19 protein-coding genes are annotated in these 19,945 nt (G+C 41.0%); 13 read left to right on the forward strand and 6 right to left on the reverse strand.

What is annotated here, in order from left to right:
- Positions 1-165: 165 nt before the first annotated feature.
- Together HNW13_RS20710 and HNW13_RS20715 are read left to right on the forward strand one after the other, a co-directional pair.
- Complete coding sequence (locus tag HNW13_RS20710) at positions 166-1,959, forward strand: ABC transporter ATP-binding protein/permease (protein ID WP_101085311.1); 1,794 nt, start codon at positions 166-168, stop codon at positions 1,957-1,959.
- Positions 1,960-2,242: 283 nt separating this feature from the next.
- Positions 2,243-2,491, forward strand: a complete 249-nt coding sequence (locus HNW13_RS20715; RefSeq protein WP_101085312.1) for a hypothetical protein — start codon at positions 2,243-2,245, stop codon at positions 2,489-2,491.
- Positions 2,492-2,696: 205 nt separating this feature from the next.
- Here the strand turns inward: HNW13_RS20715 and HNW13_RS20720 are convergent, their stop codons facing one another.
- Positions 2,697-2,888: a hypothetical protein gene (locus HNW13_RS20720; RefSeq protein ID WP_101085370.1), complete on the reverse strand. Its 192-nt coding sequence runs from the start codon at positions 2,886-2,888 to the stop codon at positions 2,697-2,699.
- A 171-nt stretch (positions 2,889-3,059) separates the two neighbouring features.
- Positions 3,060-4,547: an FMN-binding glutamate synthase family protein gene (locus tag HNW13_RS20725; RefSeq protein ID WP_101085313.1), complete on the reverse strand. Its 1,488-nt coding sequence runs from the start codon at positions 4,545-4,547 to the stop codon at positions 3,060-3,062.
- Positions 4,548-4,761: 214 nt separating this feature from the next.
- Between HNW13_RS20725 and HNW13_RS20730 the strand changes: the two genes are divergently transcribed.
- The 6 genes from HNW13_RS20730 (at position 4,762) to HNW13_RS20755 (ending at position 11,685) form a co-directional block, all read left to right on the forward strand.
- Positions 4,762-5,379, forward strand: a complete 618-nt coding sequence (locus HNW13_RS20730) for a DUF5610 domain-containing protein (RefSeq protein ID WP_192114233.1) — start codon at positions 4,762-4,764, stop codon at positions 5,377-5,379.
- Between the two features lie 142 nt (positions 5,380-5,521).
- Positions 5,522-6,271: a ferredoxin--NADP reductase gene (locus tag HNW13_RS20735; RefSeq protein ID WP_162023829.1), complete on the forward strand. Its 750-nt coding sequence runs from the start codon at positions 5,522-5,524 to the stop codon at positions 6,269-6,271.
- A 215-nt stretch (positions 6,272-6,486) separates the two neighbouring features.
- Complete coding sequence (locus tag HNW13_RS20740) at positions 6,487-7,494, forward strand: Fe(3+) ABC transporter substrate-binding protein (protein WP_162023827.1); 1,008 nt, start codon at positions 6,487-6,489, stop codon at positions 7,492-7,494.
- A 110-nt stretch (positions 7,495-7,604) separates the two neighbouring features.
- Positions 7,605-9,236 (forward strand): iron ABC transporter permease, encoded by a 1,632-nt coding sequence (locus HNW13_RS20745; RefSeq protein ID WP_162023826.1) that lies wholly within the window; start codon positions 7,605-7,607, stop codon positions 9,234-9,236.
- Entirely contained in the window at positions 9,236-10,270 is a 1,035-nt protein-coding gene (locus tag HNW13_RS20750) for an ABC transporter ATP-binding protein (protein WP_192114245.1), read from the forward strand. The genes HNW13_RS20745 and HNW13_RS20750 overlap by 1 nt, the downstream gene beginning before the upstream one ends.
- Before the next feature lie 476 nt (positions 10,271-10,746).
- A complete protein-coding gene (locus HNW13_RS20755; RefSeq protein WP_101085318.1) occupies positions 10,747-11,685 on the forward strand; it encodes a Dyp-type peroxidase in 939 nt (312 codons plus the stop codon).
- 62 nt (positions 11,686-11,747) lie between these two features.
- On the opposite strand, the gene argR is transcribed toward HNW13_RS20755, so the two are convergent.
- On the reverse strand, positions 11,748-12,218 hold the full coding sequence (gene argR, locus HNW13_RS20760) for a transcriptional regulator ArgR (RefSeq protein ID WP_011636127.1): 471 nt from the start codon (positions 12,216-12,218) through the stop codon (positions 11,748-11,750).
- Positions 12,219-12,384: 166 nt separating this feature from the next.
- The gene (locus tag HNW13_RS20765; protein ID WP_101085319.1) at positions 12,385-12,810 is read right to left on the reverse strand and encodes an META domain-containing protein; all 426 of its coding nucleotides are present in this window, start codon (positions 12,808-12,810) and stop codon (positions 12,385-12,387) included.
- A 122-nt stretch (positions 12,811-12,932) separates the two neighbouring features.
- On the opposite strand from HNW13_RS20765, the gene HNW13_RS20770 reads away from it, so the two are divergent.
- The 3 genes from HNW13_RS20770 to HNW13_RS20780 are packed head-to-tail and all read left to right on the forward strand — an operon-like array spanning position 12,933 to position 14,108.
- Complete coding sequence (locus HNW13_RS20770; RefSeq protein WP_101085320.1) at positions 12,933-13,151, forward strand: hypothetical protein; 219 nt, start codon at positions 12,933-12,935, stop codon at positions 13,149-13,151.
- A gap of 3 nt (positions 13,152-13,154) precedes the next feature.
- Entirely contained in the window at positions 13,155-13,703 is a 549-nt protein-coding gene (locus HNW13_RS20775; protein ID WP_101085321.1) for a GNAT family N-acetyltransferase, read from the forward strand.
- 48 nt (positions 13,704-13,751) lie between these two features.
- Positions 13,752-14,108: a hypothetical protein gene (locus tag HNW13_RS20780; RefSeq protein WP_182743216.1), complete on the forward strand. Its 357-nt coding sequence runs from the start codon at positions 13,752-13,754 to the stop codon at positions 14,106-14,108.
- Positions 14,109-14,270: 162 nt separating this feature from the next.
- Here the strand turns inward: HNW13_RS20780 and HNW13_RS20785 are convergent, their stop codons facing one another.
- Positions 14,271-14,747, reverse strand: a complete 477-nt coding sequence (locus HNW13_RS20785) for a GNAT family N-acetyltransferase (RefSeq protein ID WP_208062950.1) — start codon at positions 14,745-14,747, stop codon at positions 14,271-14,273.
- Between the two features lie 272 nt (positions 14,748-15,019).
- Complete coding sequence (metK, locus tag HNW13_RS20790) at positions 15,020-16,171, reverse strand: methionine adenosyltransferase (RefSeq protein ID WP_162023823.1); 1,152 nt, start codon at positions 16,169-16,171, stop codon at positions 15,020-15,022.
- Between the two features lie 532 nt (positions 16,172-16,703).
- Between metK and tkt the strand changes: the two genes are divergently transcribed.
- On the forward strand, positions 16,704-18,698 hold the full coding sequence (tkt, locus tag HNW13_RS20795) for a transketolase (protein WP_192114235.1): 1,995 nt from the start codon (positions 16,704-16,706) through the stop codon (positions 18,696-18,698).
- A 189-nt stretch (positions 18,699-18,887) separates the two neighbouring features.
- A complete protein-coding gene (gene epd, locus HNW13_RS20800) occupies positions 18,888-19,907 on the forward strand; it encodes an erythrose-4-phosphate dehydrogenase (protein ID WP_101085326.1) in 1,020 nt (339 codons plus the stop codon).
- The last annotated feature ends 38 nt before the right edge of the window (positions 19,908-19,945 follow it).

Below are 19,945 nucleotides of genomic sequence, written 5' to 3' on the forward strand. Positions count from 1 at the left end.
GTACTATTTACCTGACGCTCAAATAGCCCTTTTATGATAAACATGAGTGTGGACTTAATCCATAGTAATGTGACCGATGTCTGATTAGAAAATGACATATAATAAGACAATCAATATTAGGTCGTGGCGAACTGCCTATAGCAGTGGTAATTAATTGGAGCATAAATGAGACCTTCTGCGTATTTCGAAGGCCCAGTAGGGAAGTTAAATTGGCATGTTTTAAGATTATTATGGCCATATTTATTAGAATTTAAAGCACGAGTGTTGTTAGCAATGATTTGCTTAATCGTTGCTAAAATTGCGAGTGTTGCACTGCCATTTATTCTGAAAGAATTAGTCGATACGCTTGATAAGCAATCTTCAGCCCAGCTCATCGCAGTTCCTGTTGGATTGGTGCTAGCTTACGGCATGGTACGTTTGCTGAATGTTATAATTGGCGAGATACGAGATACGTTATTTGGCCGTGTTACCGAACGCGCTATTCGCCGCCTTGGAAGAGCCGTTTTTGAACATTTACATCGGCTCGATCTTGATTTTCATTTAGATCGCCGTACTGGCGGCCTGTCTCGTGATATTGAACGCGGCACAAGTGGCGTCAGTTTTTTAATGCGCTTTATGGTATTTAATATTGTGCCAACCCTGCTTGAGATTGCCTTAGTGATCGGTATTTTCTTTTATAACTATGGCGCCAGTTTTGCACTGATCACTTTATTTTCTGTGGTGGCCTATATTGGTTATTCAATTGTGGCGACAGAGTGGCGCACCGGTTATGTGCGCGATGCTGCGAGAGCTGACTCGCTGGCTAATACGCGTTCAATCGATAGCTTGTTAAATTATGAAACTGTAAAATATTTTAACAATGAAGAATTTGAGTCACAACGGTATGATTCCGCACTTGAACAATGGGAAGTTGCAAAGCGAAAAAACCGTTTATCATTGTTTGCTCTTAACGGTGGACAAGCATTAATTATTGCTGTTGCGATGACGGCTATGATGGCGCTGGCGGCTTATGAAGTGAGCCAAGGCTCGATGACAATTGGTGACTTTGTTCTCATTAATGCTTTTATGATGCAGCTGTTCATTCCATTAAATTTTTTAGGCTTTGTTTACCGTGAGATCCGTGGGGCATTAGCCAATATTGAACGTATGTTTGATATTTTAGACAAACAACCACAAGTGTTAGACCGCGTCGATGCTATTGAAGCCAGTCCAACTGTCGGGGCAATAAAGTTTACTGATGTGAGCTTTCATTACGACCAACGCGCTATTTTAAACAGCGTTAGTTTTGATGTGCCAGCAGGGAAAAAAATTGCCGTAGTGGGCGACAGTGGCGCAGGTAAGTCAACTATCATTAAACTGTTATTCCGCTTTTATGATGTTGACCGTGGGTCTATCACTATTGATGGTATTGATGTGCGTCAACTTAGCCAACAGGCCTTACGAAGAGCCATCGCCGTGGTACCGCAAGATACTGTGTTATTTAATGATTCTATTTATGAAAATATTAGGTATGGTCGCTCAGATGCGACTCACGATGAGATTCTCGCGGCGATTAAATTGGCTCATTTGAGTGACTTTATTGAATCATTGCCGGATAAAGGTAACACCAAGGTCGGTGAGCGAGGATTAAAGCTCTCCGGCGGCGAAAAGCAACGTGTTGCTATTGCACGCGCGGTGTTGAAAGGAGCGCCTATTTTAGTGTTCGATGAAGCCACATCTTCATTAGACTCACGCTCAGAGCAAGCCATTTTGAGCGCCTTGCGAGATGCAGCCAAAGGCCATACAAGTTTAGTGGTCGCCCATCGTTTATCGACCATTATTGATGCTGACCAAATCGTTGTATTGAGTAAAGGTAAGATTGTTGAACATGGAACTCATACCAGTTTGTTAGCTCAACAAGGGCTTTATGCTCGGCTTTGGCATATTCAACATGAACAAAAAGATCTGCCAAATGATTAAGGGTTGGTCAATGGATATCGCGCTATGATGTTGTCGGGTAAAATACTGTCGTTGCCACAAATAAAAATCTCTCTATAGCGTAAACACTCAGTATCTGACTACTTTAACAGCGCTGAGCGGTGTTTAAATCGTCTGGATATATTTAACGCGAATGAATCTTTTGACGACAGTGATCAACGCAGTTAATCTATAGCCTAACTTGTGGGTTATTTATTCCAGATAACTTTATTTTTCAATCAATTGGATTTTATCAAAGGTGCGAATTCGTGTATGGAGGTGACTTGTGCATAATATTGCGTTAATTGCGGCGCTAGAAGGCACCCGACATCAAGTGACAACCGATTGGTTTGCTATTATGGCAATGCTTAAAACGCGTAACATGTCTGATGATGCTATTAAAATAGTTTATAACGACTTATGTGCCGGTTTGAGAGTAACGACTCGAGGACTCACTTTAGCTAAAGCAATGAACAAAGACCTTGATAAAAACATTATTAAACAAAGTGATGATCCGCAGGACATGCTTTCTTAGTTTACATCGCGTTAATCAACTTATGTTGGTTCATTGATTTGCACATTATGCAGATAAAGTGATATCAACGGATGTATTTTGACATGTTCAAATGACTTTAGTCGTTAGTATTTGGCTGGTTTACGGTATCAAATACTTGGAAGAAGATAGGAATTATAGTGAGTTGATTCAATGGTAACGAGTGCTGCTACTAATGATCAAAAGCTTACTTTTTCTGCCAACCAATACAGACCATTTTTATGAGTGCAGCTGGAGAAGGATCTAAAGTTAAGCGTTTGATTTTTCCTTGTTCAAAACACACAAATTCACCTTCGATTTCTGTCATTCGATTACAGTTTTTACAGCTTAAACTTAAGCTTTTGACATTTAGATCTGCTGCATTCGTTTTTATGTTCAACACGAAATCCCCTGAATTGATGCCTCTTTAAAATCACATTAATACTGCTTATTGTGATCGACATCAAAGTATATTGTACACCTATTCTTAAATTCGGCAAAGTAATCCGCTGAGTGCCCCCCAGTAATCCGCTCAGCTCACCCAAGTTATTCACTGGGGTTGAGGTTTAATTTATTGCATATGTCGGTAATGTTTATCGAGAGTGACCGCTACACCCGTTGATTGCACTATTCGGGCATGATGGCGGGTTAAGTATCTTGGGTCGGTTACACCACATGAATGTGCGATCATGGTTAAATCGTAATGTAAGAAATGATTGTAGTTTGCGACGCGTGCAGATTTATCTTTTGGATCCAAGCCTTTTTGCAATCGTATATTATGGGTCGTTATACCGGTTGGGCAGGTGTCTCGGTTGCACTGTAACGATTGAATGCAGCCCAAGGCAAACATGTTTCCGCGAGCTGAAGCAATAAAGTCGGCGCCAGTGGCTAATGCCCATGCCACGTATGACGGCATGATCATTTTACCGGTCGCAATCACTTTAATGCGTTGTTTAAAGCCGCGTTCATTAAGTAAATCAACCAGTAACGGTAAACTTTGGCGCAATGGTAAGCCGACATTATCCATTAAGGCTTGTGGTGCCGCGCCCGTACCACCATCTGAACTGTCTAAGGTAAAAAAGTCTGGCGCATATTCAATACCACGACGTTCAATTTCATCTAGAAATTCTGTAACCCATGACATGTCACCTAATACCGCTTTAATACCGGTTGGTTTACCACTGATATCTCTTACTTGATTGATCATATCGACAATGTCAGCAACATTATGTAATTCAATGTGGCCATTGGGGCTTATGGAGTCTTGTCCTGCTGGGATACCGCGAATGGTTGCGATTTCTTCGGTGACTTTTATCGCCGGTAAAATACCACCTTTGCCAGGCTTAGCACCTTGGCTTAATTTAATTTCGAACATTTTTACTTCAGGATGAGCGGCAATATCGGTCAGTTTTTGTGGGTCTAAATGACCATGCTCGTTACGCACACCATATTTAGCGGTACCTATCTGAAACACTAAATCACAATGTCCTTTTAGATGATAAGGACTTAACCCACCTTCGCCAGTATTGAGCCAACAGCCTGCTTTTGCTGCACCATGGGATAGTGCTGTAATGGCTGGGCGAGACAAGGCACCAAAGCTCATGGCCGAGATATGGCAAATTTTATCGGTTGTGTAAGGGTGTTTACATTCAGGACCAATGATTACTGCGATGGTTTGGTGAGTGTCATGATCACTGACGGGGAATGCTGAGTTCATGAACATTACCGCACCCGGTTTATCCAGAACTTGTGTCGACCCAAACGCAATTGTCCTGTCAACATTTTTAGCTGCGCGATATACCCAACTGCGTTCGGCTCGATTAAACGGCAGTTCTTCGCGATCTTGAGAAAAAAAGTATTGTCTAAAAAACTCACCTTGTTTTTCAAATATATATCGAAATCGACCGATAACAGGGTAGTTGTGTCGAATGGCTTGTTTGGTTTGCAATTTATCAGCGATAAACATGTAAATTACAGCGATCAGTAATAACCAAAATAACACTAAGAAAAGACCAGAAAAAATATCTATTCCCCACATGAACCAATGTTGTTGCGGCATGTTGTTATTCCTATTTGGCTATCAATCTGATTACCATATTACCATATTAGCAGATGTTCATTTGGGCAAGTTAAATTGATGATGTTAATCAACAGGCTATTCTTTAGTAAAATTGATATTAATAAATTTCTCTTAATTGTTTTAATTTATGACTTTAGAAATGAGTTTTTTGGTCGATAATTAAGCTATCGGTCATTGTATGCGAGCTAATATCATGGAAATTAAACAATCAAATAGCAGTAATGCCAGTCCACTGCGTGACAATAAAACAGTTAATACATCGCAAACTTCATCAAGCCACCAAGCTGAGAAAAATTCCCCGGTTGAGCCTAAGCTAACCAGCAATCAGCTAAGTCGACAAATGATGAATAATTCGATTTTAGCGGCGCAAGAAGAAGTCAGTATTGCTGCGGGTGATAAGTCTATGGCATTACTTTACCGTGCCGCGATTGAAGCCATTAATGAAGAGCTTGCGCCAACACTGGGGGAGAACTCAGTCCAAAAAAGTATTGAAAGTGGAGTGGATTACTCTCCTGAAGCGACAGCCGATCGTATTGTCAGCTTTGCGACAAATTTCTTCTCGGTACATCAACAACAAAATAAATCCATGGGGTTTGATGAGCAAGTTAGCAGTTTTATGGTGAAAATTGGTGATGCTATTGATCAAGGTTTTAAAGAGGCTAGCGATATCTTATCTGGGCTCAAAGTATTAGAAGGCGATATTGCAGCAGGAGTCGATCAAACCTATGAGCTCATACAGCAAAAACTTGCTCAGTTTCAACAAGACCGCCTAGATGGCCATTCAGCTAAGCAAGATTCATCAACTACGTAAACTTAGCTCTGTTCTTTTAAGTGAGTTAATCGCGTGTGATTATTCACTATAGATATAAATCGGGGAGGCTTTTAATTAAGCAAATATCTGTATAGATTGGTATTATAGTAAATACATACGCCAGTCTAAAAGGAACAAAGTCATGTGGATTACCGGTACCGTGCTAAAACGCATTGATTGGAATGATAAATTATTCTCGTTGCGTATCAAAGCCGATGTCGAACCTTTTATTGCAGGTCAGTTTATTAAGCTCAGCCAAATGCGTGATGATAAACGTGTAGCGCGTGCGTATTCGCTTGTAAATCCCCCTGGGACTGATTATGTCGAGGTGTTGGCTGTTGCGGTAGAGGATGGTCAGTTATCTCCAGATCTAAAAGCATTAAGCCCAGGTGATACCATTCAAATCACGCCCAAAGCGACCGGTTTTATGACCTTAGATGAGGTGCCTAAAGGGGCATTGCAAGGTAAACACCTATGGCTGTTATCAACAGGCACTGCAGTGGGGCCTTTTATCTCTATGCTTGCAACCGATGAGCCTTGGCAACGCTTTGAAAAAGTCGTGCTAGTTTATGGTGTAAGACTTGGTGAAGATTTAGCTTATTTAGAAACGATTAAACAGTTTATTAGTCAATATCCTCAACAGTTTGTGTTTATTCCCATTGTGACCCGTGAAGATTATCCCGAAGGCTTATCATGTCGTATTCCTGATGGCATTAGCAGCGGATTAATTGAACAGAAAGCAGGCTTAGGGATTAATGCGGAACATTCTCAAGTGATGATTTGTGGTAACCCAGGAATGATAAATGATGCGCAAACCGCTTTAGTTGAAAAAGGCTTAGTAAAAAATCTTCGACGAGCGCCTGGACAAATTACGGTCGAAAAATACTGGTAGTGTTTTGGTCAATCATAATTCCATGATAGTGGCTTAAGCTTGCCATATTGGCTTACAGCATAACAATTTGATGTTTTAGCCTTGGCGTTTTAACCGCTGAATGTGAAACAGCACTTGCTCCTTTTGATATGATCACTTACCCTGTTGCAATTGATAACCATTATCAATTGCGCCAGTGGCGGCGGAATATTGATTCAGTTAAGGAGCGTTGATTAATGAAATTGCTAAAAAGTGTCGCATTATTAGGCTTGGCTTGTGTTGCTTCTTCTGTGAGTGCTGCAGATGCATTAACGGTTTATTCTTATCGCCAAGCTTTCCTGATTGAACCTATTCTAGAAAAGTTTACCGAGCAAAGTGGTGTCGACGTAAAGGTTGTTTTTGCTAAAGATGGCATTGCAGAACGTATGGTGCGTGAAGGTCGCCTATCTCCCGCTGACGTGGTGTTAACATCTGACTTCTCTCGCTTAATGGAATTAGTGGAAAAAGATCTTGTTTCTCCCGTCGACAGTGCGGTGATTAATAGCAATATTCCCCCTCAATATCGGTCACAACAGAACAATTGGTATGCGCTGACGATGCGTGTTCGTAATCTGTATTCTTCAAAAGAGCGTAGCGGTAAAATTGACATCGATTACGAAGACTTAGCTTCAGCAGAATACAAAGGTAAAATTTGTACCCGCAGCGGTAAACACCCTTATAACGTCGCATTAGTGGCGTCGATGATTGCCCATGACGGTGAAGCGAAAACGAAAACCTGGTTAGAAGGGGTAAAAGCTAATTTAGCTCGTAAGCCTCAAGGCAATGATCGTGATCAAGTATTAGCAGTTAAAGAAGGCATGTGTGACATTGCTATCGGTAACAGCTACTACTACGGCAACATGCTGATGGATAAAAATCAGAAAAGCTGGGCTGAAGCGGTTGAAATTAACTTTCCTAATCAACAGAACCGTGGTGCTCATGTAAACGTATCAGGTATGGCATTAGCCAAACATTCACCGCATAAAGATAATGCGATTAAGCTAATGGAATTTCTTACTTCAAACGTTGCACAGAAAATGTATGCTGAAGTTAATATGGAATATCCGGTAAAGGCTGATGTCGAACCGTCTGAATTAGTGGCGTCATGGGGTGATTTTAAAGCCGATAGTTTGCCTATCTATAAGTTGGCTGAATACCATCAAGACGCTGTAAAACTGCTTGATGAAGTGAAATTTGATCTTTAATTGAAGCTTGTTTAAACATTATCAGCGCATTATCGATATGATTGATAGATTGATAGATTGATAGATTGATAGATTTATTGATGGTGCGCTAAGTTAACTCGGTATTATTTATGATTTTAGGTTTAACCAGAAGCTGGTCGCTTGCTGGTTATTTTATTACGGCAATATTAATCTTGCCACTGATTGCCTTAATTGTGCAGTCCACTCTTCCTGATCAAGCTGTATTTAGCCATTTATTCAATACAGTGCTACCGACATACATAGTCAATAGTTTATTGCTTATGTTGTTGGTTGGACTCGGAAGCCTACTTTTAGCGATTCCTGCTGCTTGGTTAATTGCCCGTTGTGACTTTCCCTTTCGCCGTTACTTTCAATGGCTACTCCTTCTCCCGTTAGCGATGCCAGCCTACATTGTGGCTTATGTTTATACCGACATGCTTGATTATGCAGGTCCGGTGCAACGTGTATTGAGGGCTTGGTTTGACTGGCAATCTCCCCACGACTATTACTTTCCCGCAATACGCAGTCTTGGCGGAGCAGCGATAATATTATCGTTAGTATTGTTTCCTTATATTTATTTATTAGCGCGTACTGCGTTTATGGAGCAGTCTTCCAGTTTGTTATATGCATCGCGTGTCATGGGATGTAGTCCGTGGCGCAGTTTTTGGCGTCTTGCGCTGCCAATGGCAAGACCCGCTTTGGCTGTCGGCGTTGCACTTGTGGCAATGGAAACTGCAGCAGACTTTGCCACCGTGAGTTATTTTGCTGTACCGACATTAACCACAGCAGTTTACGACACGTGGCTCGGCTATGGCAGTTTAACCGCGGCAGCAAAGCTGTCAGCCATTATGCTGTTAGTGGTATTTTCTATGATTGGGGTTGAGCGTTTTGCCCGGCGGAAACAACAATTATTTCAAAAACAATCTTCTCTTAATGAAGCTGACAGATATGTGTTGTCACCAAAAATGGCTTGGGTCGCATTAGGCTATTGCGCTGTTTTGTTATTTACAGCCTTTTTATTACCTTTCATTGTGTTGTGTGGATATGCTATCGATTATTTCAATGAAAGTTGGGATGTTCGATTTTGGCAGTATAGCCTAAACAGTTTATATATTGCCGCTATTGTCAGTGGTGTGTGCGTAGTCCTATCATTGATATTAATGTTTGTACGCCGTGTGAGTCCGCGACAAAGTGATCAGCTTCCCGCAAGATTGAGCAGTACTGGTTATGCTTTACCGGGAACGGTGTTGGCGATTGGTGTATTAGTACCTCTGACGCTTATCGACTTTGCGATTAACGATATTTACGATTGGTTTGGCGCCCAAGGCCCAGGTTTATTGCTGACTGGCAGCGTGTTTGCACTGATTTTTGCTTTTTGTGTTCGTTTTATTGCTATATCCATCGGCAGTTTAGAAAACAGTTATAAACGTATTTCCCCTTCTTTAGACATGGCGTGTATTACCTTAGGACGAACGCCTACTCAGCTACTATGGCGAGTACATTTGCCTTTATTACGCAAAGGGATTTTTGCCGGTGCTTTGTTAGTGTTTATTGAAAGCATGAAAGAATTACCCGCAGCGTTATTATTGCGTCCTATAGGATTTGAAAACTTGGCGACTTATGTTTTCCAATTTGTCTCAGATGAAAAACTAGAACATGGCGCATTGGCCGCTATTGTGATTGTGTTAGTTGGGCTTGTACCCTTGATTTATCTTAATCGCTCTTTGGAGCAACAAGGCTAATTATGTCAACTTTAACCATTGAAAATGTTTGCAGCGATTATCACGGTCAAGTGGTGTTGCGCCATTTAGATCTTACTTTGGCGCAAGGTGAAATTGTCGCATTATTAGGCCCCAGTGGCTGCGGCAAGACAACACTGCTGCGCGCGATTGCGGGCTTACAAGCCATTAGCCAAGGTTGCATCAGCATCAATGGGCAAACGCTGAGTGGTGATGGTGTGTTTGTTGCGAGCGAGCAACGTGGTGTCGGCATGATTTTTCAAGACTATGCCTTATTTCCGCACTTAACCGTGGCAGACAATATCTTATTTGGGGTTAACGAACTCAATCGTACTGCGCGGTTAGCTCGATTAGAAGAAATGCTCGAGTTGGTTAAATTAACCGGGTTGGCATCGCGTTACCCGCATGAATTATCAGGTGGTCAACAGCAACGAGTGTCGATTGCACGTGCATTAGCATATCAACCAGAATTATTATTGCTAGATGAACCTTTTTCCAATATCGATGCGCAAGTTCGTAACGATATGATGTTAGAAATTCGCGCCATATTGAAACAACGTAATGTCAGTGCCGTGTTTGTGACTCACAGTAAAGATGAAGCATTTGTGTTTGCAGATAAACTGGCTTTATTTAAGGATGGCGCCATTATTCAGCATGGTAAAGCCGAAACCTTATACAGTGCACCAACTGATCGCTACGTTGCCGACTTTTTAGGCGCAGGTAATTATTTACCTGTTACGGTCACCTCCAGCCATCAAGTGCACTATTCTTTGGGCGATCTTAGCAGCACAGAAGCATTGTCTTTACCTGTTGGCAGCCAAGGGCAATTATTATTGAGACCACAGCAAATTGAGTTACATCCTTGTATCAATGGCCGAGGATGCATTGTCGAAAGGCATTTCCTTGGTACGGTATGTCATTATCAGGTCCAAATTGGCGATGATATTTTGGACGTCAGTAGCCAATCAACGACGTTAATGCCCGGTCAACGAGTGGACATAAATATTACAGCGCATCCACTGGTGATTTTTAATTAACTATCAATGCTGTAATTTTAATTGTCCAGCCTGTAGTGAACCTTAGTTCGGGGAAAGTGGTTATCAAATTACCCTTTGTTTGCTAAAAGTGTTGCTAACAGTGTTTTATTAACTTGTAATAACGCTGCTTTAAACACCCCAGCAATAAGATACTTACCTCATGCTTGCAAAATAATTGCTAATTTTGCGATGACATAGGCTAAATATCTGATTTAGGGCTTACTTTTTGGCCCTTAACTCTAGTGAGTTCGTTAACAATTGTAATGAATGATCAAGCTGTTATCTGCACGAATATGAATACAATATGTATTACAAACGGGCTAAATGTGAGTACACTTCAAGTAATTTAAATTTGATTAAGTTAATCTAATGATTAGCTTAACTGGTAAGAGATGTTAATCGCCGTCGAATAACATCAAAACGTTAAATTATCACCGTTTAGGCCGACATTTAGTATTAAGATGGATGAAGTTAATATGGGTAACCAAGTTATGCCTCGTGAACAGTTAGGAATTTGCGCAGAAGGGAATTTACACAGTGTGTACTTGATGTTTAATGCCAACGATGGTGTTGAAGATCAGTTACGCCCATCTATTGCTAATGTAGCGCAGTATATTTATGAACTCACGGATCAATATGCCGACAGTGCTTTTAATGGCTTTGTGGGTATTGGGGCTAATTTTTGGGATACCTTTTATCCAGAATCTCGCCCTGCATTATTAAAACCTTTTCCGGCCATGAGTGAAGGTAACCGTGATGCACCTGCAATGGAATATGATCTGTTTATTCATATCCGTTGTGATCGCTATGATATTTTGCATCTTGTCGCCAATGAAATAAACCAAATGTTTGAAGATTTGGTCGAGTTAGTCGATGAGGAACGTGGCTTTCGCTTTATGGACAGTCGTGACTTAACAGGTTTTGTTGATGGTACTGAAAACCCTAAAGGACGCCATCGTCAACAAGTTGCACTTGTCGGTGATGAAGATCAAGAATTTGTCTCTGGTAGTTATGTTCATGTCCAAAAATACATGCATAACTTAAGTAAGTGGCATCGTTTACCGCTTAAAAAACAAGAAGATATTTTTGGTCGTACCAAAGTTGATGATATTGAGTATGAATCAGAAGATAAGCCATTAACCAGCCACACAAAACGAGTTAACTTAAAAGATCCACACGGTAACGCATTAGAAATTTTACGTCAAAGCATGCCATATGGTTCGATTAGAGAACAAGGATTGATGTTTATTTCAGTATGTCGTACACCGGATCACTTCGAACAAATGCTCCGCAGTATGGTGCACGGTGATGGTCACGGGAATCATGATCATTTGATGTTGTTTACTAAAGCGCTGACTGGATCGTCTTTCTTTGTGCCATCATTGGATTTTTTAACTCAATTTGATGATGCGTAAACGCCAGTTTTAGGTAATAAAAAAGCAATGCCATGGCATTGCTTTTTTATTGAAATGGTTTTTTATTCACTATAGTTGAATAAAGATCTAACCGTTTCTAATGTCTCATCAATGGTTTTAATACTTGCTGGACAGATGAAAATAGTATCATCACCGGCAATAGTACCTAATATCCCTTCTGGTTTGCCTATTGAGTCGAGCAAACGGGCGATTAATTGCGCAGCACCAGGGCTAGTTCTTACCACGATCATGGCTTGGTTATGATCGACATCCAATACCAAATTTTTAACTGGGCTACCCGCAGTAGGTACGCCTAGCTCGGCAGGGAGGCAATACACCATCTCTTGCTTAGCGTTGCGAGTGCGTACAGCACCAAATTTGCTGAGCATACGTGATACTTTAGATTGATTAATATTACCGAATCCTTCGGCTTGAAGCGCATTAACAATCTCGCTTTGGCTTCCAAAACGTTCTTCTTTGAGAATCGCTTTAAAAGTGCGTACGAGCTCATCCTGATTTCTTGTCGCTGGCATAGTGATAATTCATCTTATAGTTGTTATTCAAAAATCTAGCACATTTTGAATAGATTGACTTATTAAGTCAAGAAAGAATCAGATTTATTGAATAAAAATTCATTTTTTAATGGAACTTTAAACTGACACTAATAACTAATCCGGCGACTCATTTAAACCATAGGCTTTAGGATAAGGGTAACGATTGTTTTGTCAGTACCAATAGCGTATCACCATTTATAGACAATAGATTGAGTTTTCCTTTAGAGAAATCAACTTGTTCTACCAATGAAATCGCTTGCATCAGTTCAGCTTCTTGGGTGATTAAACTATCGATACAGGCTTTCATAGTCGAACCTGATGGTGCAAGTTGAAGCAAGTGACCTTGTTGGGCGTAACGACCAAAAAATTGATTACAACTATTATTACCTGTCAGTTCACCGTTTGGAGCAAAAACTAAATTTGCTGGGCTATTATTAATGGTAGGAGTGTCGAGGACGACTTCTACATGCCAAGTACCAATTAATTGTTCATTTGAGACAATTTGAGTGTGGCTTTGACAAGCACTAAGGCCTAAAAATATAACAGTGGCGCCGAGAATATGCTTTATCATGTTGAGAGATTTCCATATACCAAAAAATTGCCGTTATTCTACTACTTGAGTGTGAATAAGAGCGTAAATAATTGTAATGTTTTGGATTAATGAACATTATTTAACGTATTAAAGAGTCGCAAATGATCAAATTAGTTAAAGTGTTACATTTCGTCGGTTTAATCATGTTGTTGGTGGGTGTCGGCTTATATTGGCAAAGTGATATCGGTCAACAAGTCAGTGGGATGTTGGTCATTGCTTCACTCATTGGCGTGGGAACACTAATTATGTCTCCGCTGCCCGTTGCGCTAGTGATAGAATGGGCTAAGAAACAATCTCCCAATTCAGGGTCAAAGGAATAATCATTGTCATTTATTATCCGTAAGGCGTTATTAACCGATGTTGCTGCTATTGTGCAGTTAGAACGAGCCCATGTTGATGATGAGTTGGTAGGTTCAAATAGCCAACTTCATGCTCATTCATTTACCAAAGCAGAGGTGAGCCAGTTGATAAATCAACATTGGTTTATCGTAGCTGAAGAGCAAGGGGTGATCATTGGATATGTGATGGCGGCAAAATGGTCATTTTTTTCCTCGCAACCATTGTACCGACATATTATTCAAAAACTTAAGTTTGCCGATTTAAATGGACAAGCTTTATCGACGACTAACACGTGCCAATATGGACCCGTTTGGATACAAGAATCAAAACGCGGCCAGGGAGTTTTTTCGGCGCTGGTTACCGAATTAAAAAAACAAGTGGCAGATACCTTTCCATTTATGGTGACGTATGTTGCCGCTGACAATGCGCGTTCGTTGGCAGCACATCAACAAAAAGCCGCAATGACAGAGATTGATCAATTTCGTTTTGAACAACGTGATTATTGTTTACTGGCCACAGCTAATATTACGTGATCGTTATACTAAGGGGTGTTGATAAAGTGGTTATTTATGAGGAATATTATGAGTACTAACTTTGAAGCACTCTTTTCACCCTATTTGGATTTAAGATTATCTGCATTTGACAATATGAAGCTAATAGCCGCGGTGTTGACTGATGCGACAGAGTTGTATGAGTGTGTTGAAGCCGATTTACAAAATCCAGATGATCCGCAATTGCAGCTATCGGGGTATTTTGTGCGCTGGCAAGACATGTGGCTATTTTGTGGCGTAACCAATAATTATCAAGCAGCGATTACGCTATTTACCGATGTCGAGCGGATTAACTTAGCGTCTATCAGTGTCAAAGTAGTGCCCGTAATGACAATGCAACAAGTGTCGTTTATGTGTATTGAAAGTTCACATTTCGATCATTGTTAACGAGTTCGATCACCTTGTACTTATGCTGACTTAGTTTGATTACGCTTAAGTCTATTTGGGCTAAATTTATTGGTGTGCAATAGCCTTGAGAGGCTTTAATACGATCTAGATTTTGTCTGAGTTTGGCTCATTGATCTTATTGAGTTAGATTATTAATCTAGATTATTTATCGGGATCATTGAGCTGCATCAACACTAGTGGTCGTTGTTCACTGTGATAGCGACGATACAACTGAGTGATGTCTGCTGGTATCGCTGATAAATCATTTTGACCTATCACGACATTTTGATCTATAACGATAAAGTGCTGCTGTTGATATAAGCCAATTAACCACGGATGAGCAAACAAGAAGCAATTTTTAGCGGTTAATTTGGGCGCGATAAATTTCAATAACTGAGTTGAAAGCTGTTGTCCACGGTAGTCAGGGTGAACCAATAATCCATTGATTAATTGATATTGGCCAATAGGTTTAACTCTTACCGCAGCGATTATTTTTTGCTGGCTTACATCAACTTCATCAGTAGCTGGTGGGCTTAGATGATGAATGACAGCCACAGACTCTTTCTGAGCTAATCGAGCATACGGCATATGTTGACGATAGAATAACTTGATTGCAGACCACTGTTTAATGGCTGGCAAGTTAATGGCTGGAATGTTAGTAACAGGGCTGTTTATCGCACAGGGGTTAGTTGCCGTTGATGGCTGGTGGTTTGCTGTTATCTTTGTGTTTAGCCAAGTGGGTTGATACATAATCTGAGCCATTGTTGAGATTAAATGTTGAGATTAAATGTTTAGATCAAATCATTGTATTGCCAATGATAGATAAAATAAAACCGCCAGTTGGCGGTTTTATTTTTTATCGTGTTAGCTTAATACAGACACTAGCTTAAGACGATAATTATGCTGGCTGATTATAAACCTGCATCTGCACGAAGTGCTTCAGCTTTATCAGTCGCTTCCCAAGGGAAGATATCTCGGCCAAAGTGGCCATAAGCAGCAGTTTGCTGATAGATTGGGCGTGCCAAATCTAGCATTGCTGTTAAGCCGTATGGACGTAATTCGAAGTGTTGACGTATTAATTTAATCAATACTTCTTCTGATACTTTACCGGTACCGAATGTTTCAATACTAATAGACGTTGGCTCTGCAACACCAATAGCATATGACACTTGTAGCTCACAACGGTCAGCTAGACCAGCAGCAACGATATTTTTAGCTACATAACGTGCAGCATAAGCCGCACTACGGTCTACTTTTGATGGGTCTTTACCAGAGAAAGCACCACCACCGTGACGAGCCATACCGCCGTAGGTATCTACAATAATTTTACGACCTGTCAAACCACAATCACCAACAGGGCCACCAATCACAAAGCGACCAGTAGGGTTGATAAAGTATTTAGTGTCTTTGTTTAACCATTGAGCAGGTAATACCGGCTTGATGATAGTTTCCATTACCGCTTCAATTAAATCAGCTTGACTCACGTCTTCACGATGTTGAGTAGATAATACAATCGCATCAATACCGATGATTTTGCCATCATCATAAGCAAACGTTACCTGGCTTTTAGCATCTGGGCGTAACCAAGGCAGTGTGCCGTCTTTGCGTACTTCAGACTGACGCTTAACTAATTTGTGCGCGTAAGTAATCGGTGCAGGCATTAATACATCAGTTTCATTGCTGGCATAACCAAACATTAAACCCTGATCACCAGCACCTTGCTCTGCAGGGTCTGAACGATCAACACCTTGATTGATGTCTGGTGACTGTTTGCCTATGGCATTAAGTACCGCACATGAATCAGCATCAAAACCCATATCTGAATTGGTGTAACCGATTTCGCGTACGGTTTTACGGGTAATTTCTTCAATGTCTACCCAAGCAGAAGTGGTGACTTCACCGCCCACTAATACCATACCGGTTTTGACATACGTTTCGCACGCAACACGAGCCTTTGGATCTTGCTCAAGTATTGCGTCTAATACCGCATCAGAAATCTGATCGGCGATTTTATCTGGATGACCTTCTGAGACAGACTCAGAGGTAAACAAGTGCTTTGCCATAATAGGAGAATCTCGTTGGTTGCATTTGAATATACGTCTAGACGTCTATTTTAGTCGAAATCTAATTTGATAACACCCCTTTGTACGAATTTAACTGGAGAATTGTGCAATGGAGCATAATTTTTTTTGTTAATCATAGATATGTTTATACTGGTGAAAAATCAAGTGTTTGATTCATATTGCTTTATTTAAATGCTCATCGACTTGCGCGGTGTATTTATCATAAAAATAGACAATGTTTTTGATAGATTAGAGATTATATTGCCTAATCAGAGCCATAGCTCTGCCAATCACGATACTTTTTATTTATAAGTGGCAATAAATAATTACTCTGTATTTATCTCATGTTATGGTCATGATGACCATTTTGTGCTGTATTTACGATGTTTATTTATTGGCATTGTATGAAATCACCGTTTATTTAACGGTTAAAAAGAAACCCGAAAAATTTTAATTTGCGTCACATCGCCTTGTAGGGGAAAATATGGCTTCACAATTGCCCGTTAGACCTTACAAACAAGCAGGAGAGAGCATGTCATCTCGTAAAGTACTCGCTAACGCTATTCGCGCCCTAAGTATGGATGCGGTTCAAAAAGCTAACTCTGGTCATCCAGGTGCCCCAATGGGGATGGCAGATATCGCCGAAGTGCTATGGAATGATTTTCTAAAGCACAATCCAACTAATCCTAACTGGGTCGATCGCGATCGTTTTGTTCTGTCAAACGGTCATGGCTCTATGCTTATATACTCTTTATTGCATTTAACTGGCTATGAATTGCCTATTGAAGAGCTAAAGCAATTCCGTCAGCTGCATTCAAAAACGCCTGGTCATCCTGAATATGGTTATACCCCTGGTGTTGAAACTACAACCGGTCCTTTAGGCGCTGGTTTGAGTAATGCTGTTGGTATGGCTATTGCGGAAAAAACCTTGGCGGCTCAGTTTAACCGTCCAGGCCACGACATCGTCGATCACTTCACCTACTGTTTCTTAGGTGATGGCTGTTTAATGGAAGGTATTTCTCACGAAGTCAGTTCATTAGCCGGAACATTAGGCCTTGGAAAGTTAGTCGCATTTTGGGATGACAACGGTATTTCTATCGATGGTCATGTTGAAGGCTGGTTCACTGATGACACTCCTAAGCGTTTTGAAGCCTATGGCTGGCACGTTATTGCCGATGTAGATGGTCATAATCCAGATGCTATCCGCGCCGCGATTGAACAAGCTAAATCTGTAACAGATAAGCCATCGATGATTTGCTGTAAAACCATTATTGGTTTTGGTTCGCCTAACAAGTCTGGTAGCCATGATTGTCATGGTGCACCATTAGGTGATGCTGAAATTGCAGCAGCTCGTGAGTTCTTAAACTGGCCACACGCTCCTTTTGAAATCCCATCTGATGTGTATGCTGGTTGGGATGCTAAACATAAAGGTGTTGCTAACGAGTCATTATGGAATGACAAGTTTGCTGCTTACCAAGTTGCGTTCCCTGAACTGGCTGCAGAATATGAACGTCGCGTATTAAAAGGTGACTTACCTGCAGATTTTGAAGCAAAAGCACAAGCCTTTATCCAAGAAAGCCAAGATAAAGCCGAAGGTATTGCGAGTCGTAAAGCGTCTCAAAATTCAATTGGTTTCTTTGGTGCTATGTTGCCTGAATTACTTGGCGGTAGCGCTGACTTAGCCGGTTCTAATTTAACGCTTTGGTCTGGTTCAAAAGGTATTCAAGACGATCCTGCCGGTAACTACATCTATTACGGTGTACGTGAATTCGGTATGAGCGGTATTATGAACGGCGCGTCGTTACATGGTGGTTTTATTAACTATGGCGCAACTTTCATGATGTTCATGGAGTACGCACGTAACGCGGTACGTATGTCAGCATTAATGGGCATTCAAAACATTTTCGTTTATACCCATGATTCAATCGGTCAAGGCGAAGATGGCCCAACTCACCAACCGGTTGAGCAATTAGCTAACTTACGTTTAACGCCTAATATGGCTGTTTGGCGTCCATGTGATGCTGCGGAAACGGCAGTATCTTGGAAGGCGGCGATTGAACGTCGTGATGCACCAACTTCATTAATCTTTAGCCGTCAGGGTCTTAAGGCACAAGCGCGTACTGCTGAGCAATTAGCTAACGTAGCTAAAGGTGGTTATGTACTGTCTGATTGCCAAGGCACTGCTGATGTGATTTTGATTGCCACAGGTTCAGAAGTGCAGTTGGCGATGGATTCTGCCGTAGAGCTCACCAAACTAGGTCAAAAAGTGCGGGTAGTTTCTATGCCTTCTACGACTGAGTTTGATAAGCAAGATGCTGCTTACAAAGAATCTGTACTACCAAAAGGCGTCACTAAACGTGTTGCGGTTGAAGCAGCACATACTGACTTCTGGTACAAATATATTGGTTTTGATGGTGCTGTAGTGGGTATGACCACCTTTGGTGAGTCTGCTCCTGGTGGTGATTTACTTAAACATTTCGGCTTCACTGTTGATAATGTAGTAAAAACTGTCCAATCTTTAGGATAATCATCTGAGATTAAACACTTATCTATTAGGTGTTTAATCTGTATAATAACGGCCTGCAATACTATTGTAGGCCGTTTTTTTATCTCTTTAATTCACGTGAAATAATATATGCTAAGTCACTTATTAATAGATGTTTTTATCATAATTTGTTGAATAATAAGTGCTTCGGATAATTACTCTGGACCCTAAATGATTCGAGTTGCAATTAATGGTTATGGCCGGATTGGCCGCTCAATACTTCGTGCATTGTACGAATCTGGAAAACGTCAACAAATCCAAATTGTGGCGATCAATGAGTTGGCAAAGCCAGAAGCCATATGTCATTTAACTCAATATGACACGACTCATGGTCGTTTCAAGCATACCGTTAAGCTAAATGGTGATCAGTTGCTTATTGGTGATGACAGCATTTTGTTACTCAATCAACCCGATGCTAATTTATTGCCTTGGGCTGAACTTGATATCGATATCGTTTATGAAGCCACCGGCAGCTTAATTGATCGCCAAGCTTGCGAAGCACATATTCATGCAGGTGCTAAGCAAGTGCTGATTAGCCATCCTTCTTCTGCAGATGTTGATGAGACCATTGTATATGGTGTTAATCATGATTTGTTGCGCGCAGAGCATACCGTTATTTCTAACGCATCTTGCACTACCAATTGTATTGTTCCGGTTATCGATGTATTGGATAAGCATTTTGAAGTCAAGAGTGGCGCCATTACCACGATTCACTCGGCGATGAACGATCAACAAGTGATCGATGCTTATCATGATGATTTACGTCGAACTCGTGCTGCTGGTCAATCTATTATTCCGGTAGACACAAAATTAGCGCGAGGCATTGAGCGTATTTTGCCGCACATGAAAGATAAGTTTGAAGCGATTTCTGTTAGGGTGCCAACCATAAATGTGACCGCGATCGACCTGTCTGTCACGCTAGAGAAAAAAGTCAATATTGAGCAAATTAACCGTGTGTTACAACTTGCGTCAAACGGCAGTTTTAATGGTATTTTAGGCTATACTGACGAGCCTCTGGTATCGTGTGATTTTAACCACGATCCACGTTCAAGTATTGTAGACGGAACCCAAACGCGTGTCAGTGCTGGCCACTTGGTCAAATTATTATTATGGTGCGACAACGAATGGGGTTTTGCCAACCGCATGCTGGATACTAGCTTAGCGATGATTCAAGCAAAGTTAGATCGATAATATCAACAGATTATGTCGCAATGGGTTAAGCCGGTTGC

It is taken from the genome of Shewanella sp. BF02_Schw (assembly GCF_014596695.2).
Taxonomy (GTDB): Bacteria; Pseudomonadota; Gammaproteobacteria; order Enterobacterales; family Shewanellaceae; genus Shewanella.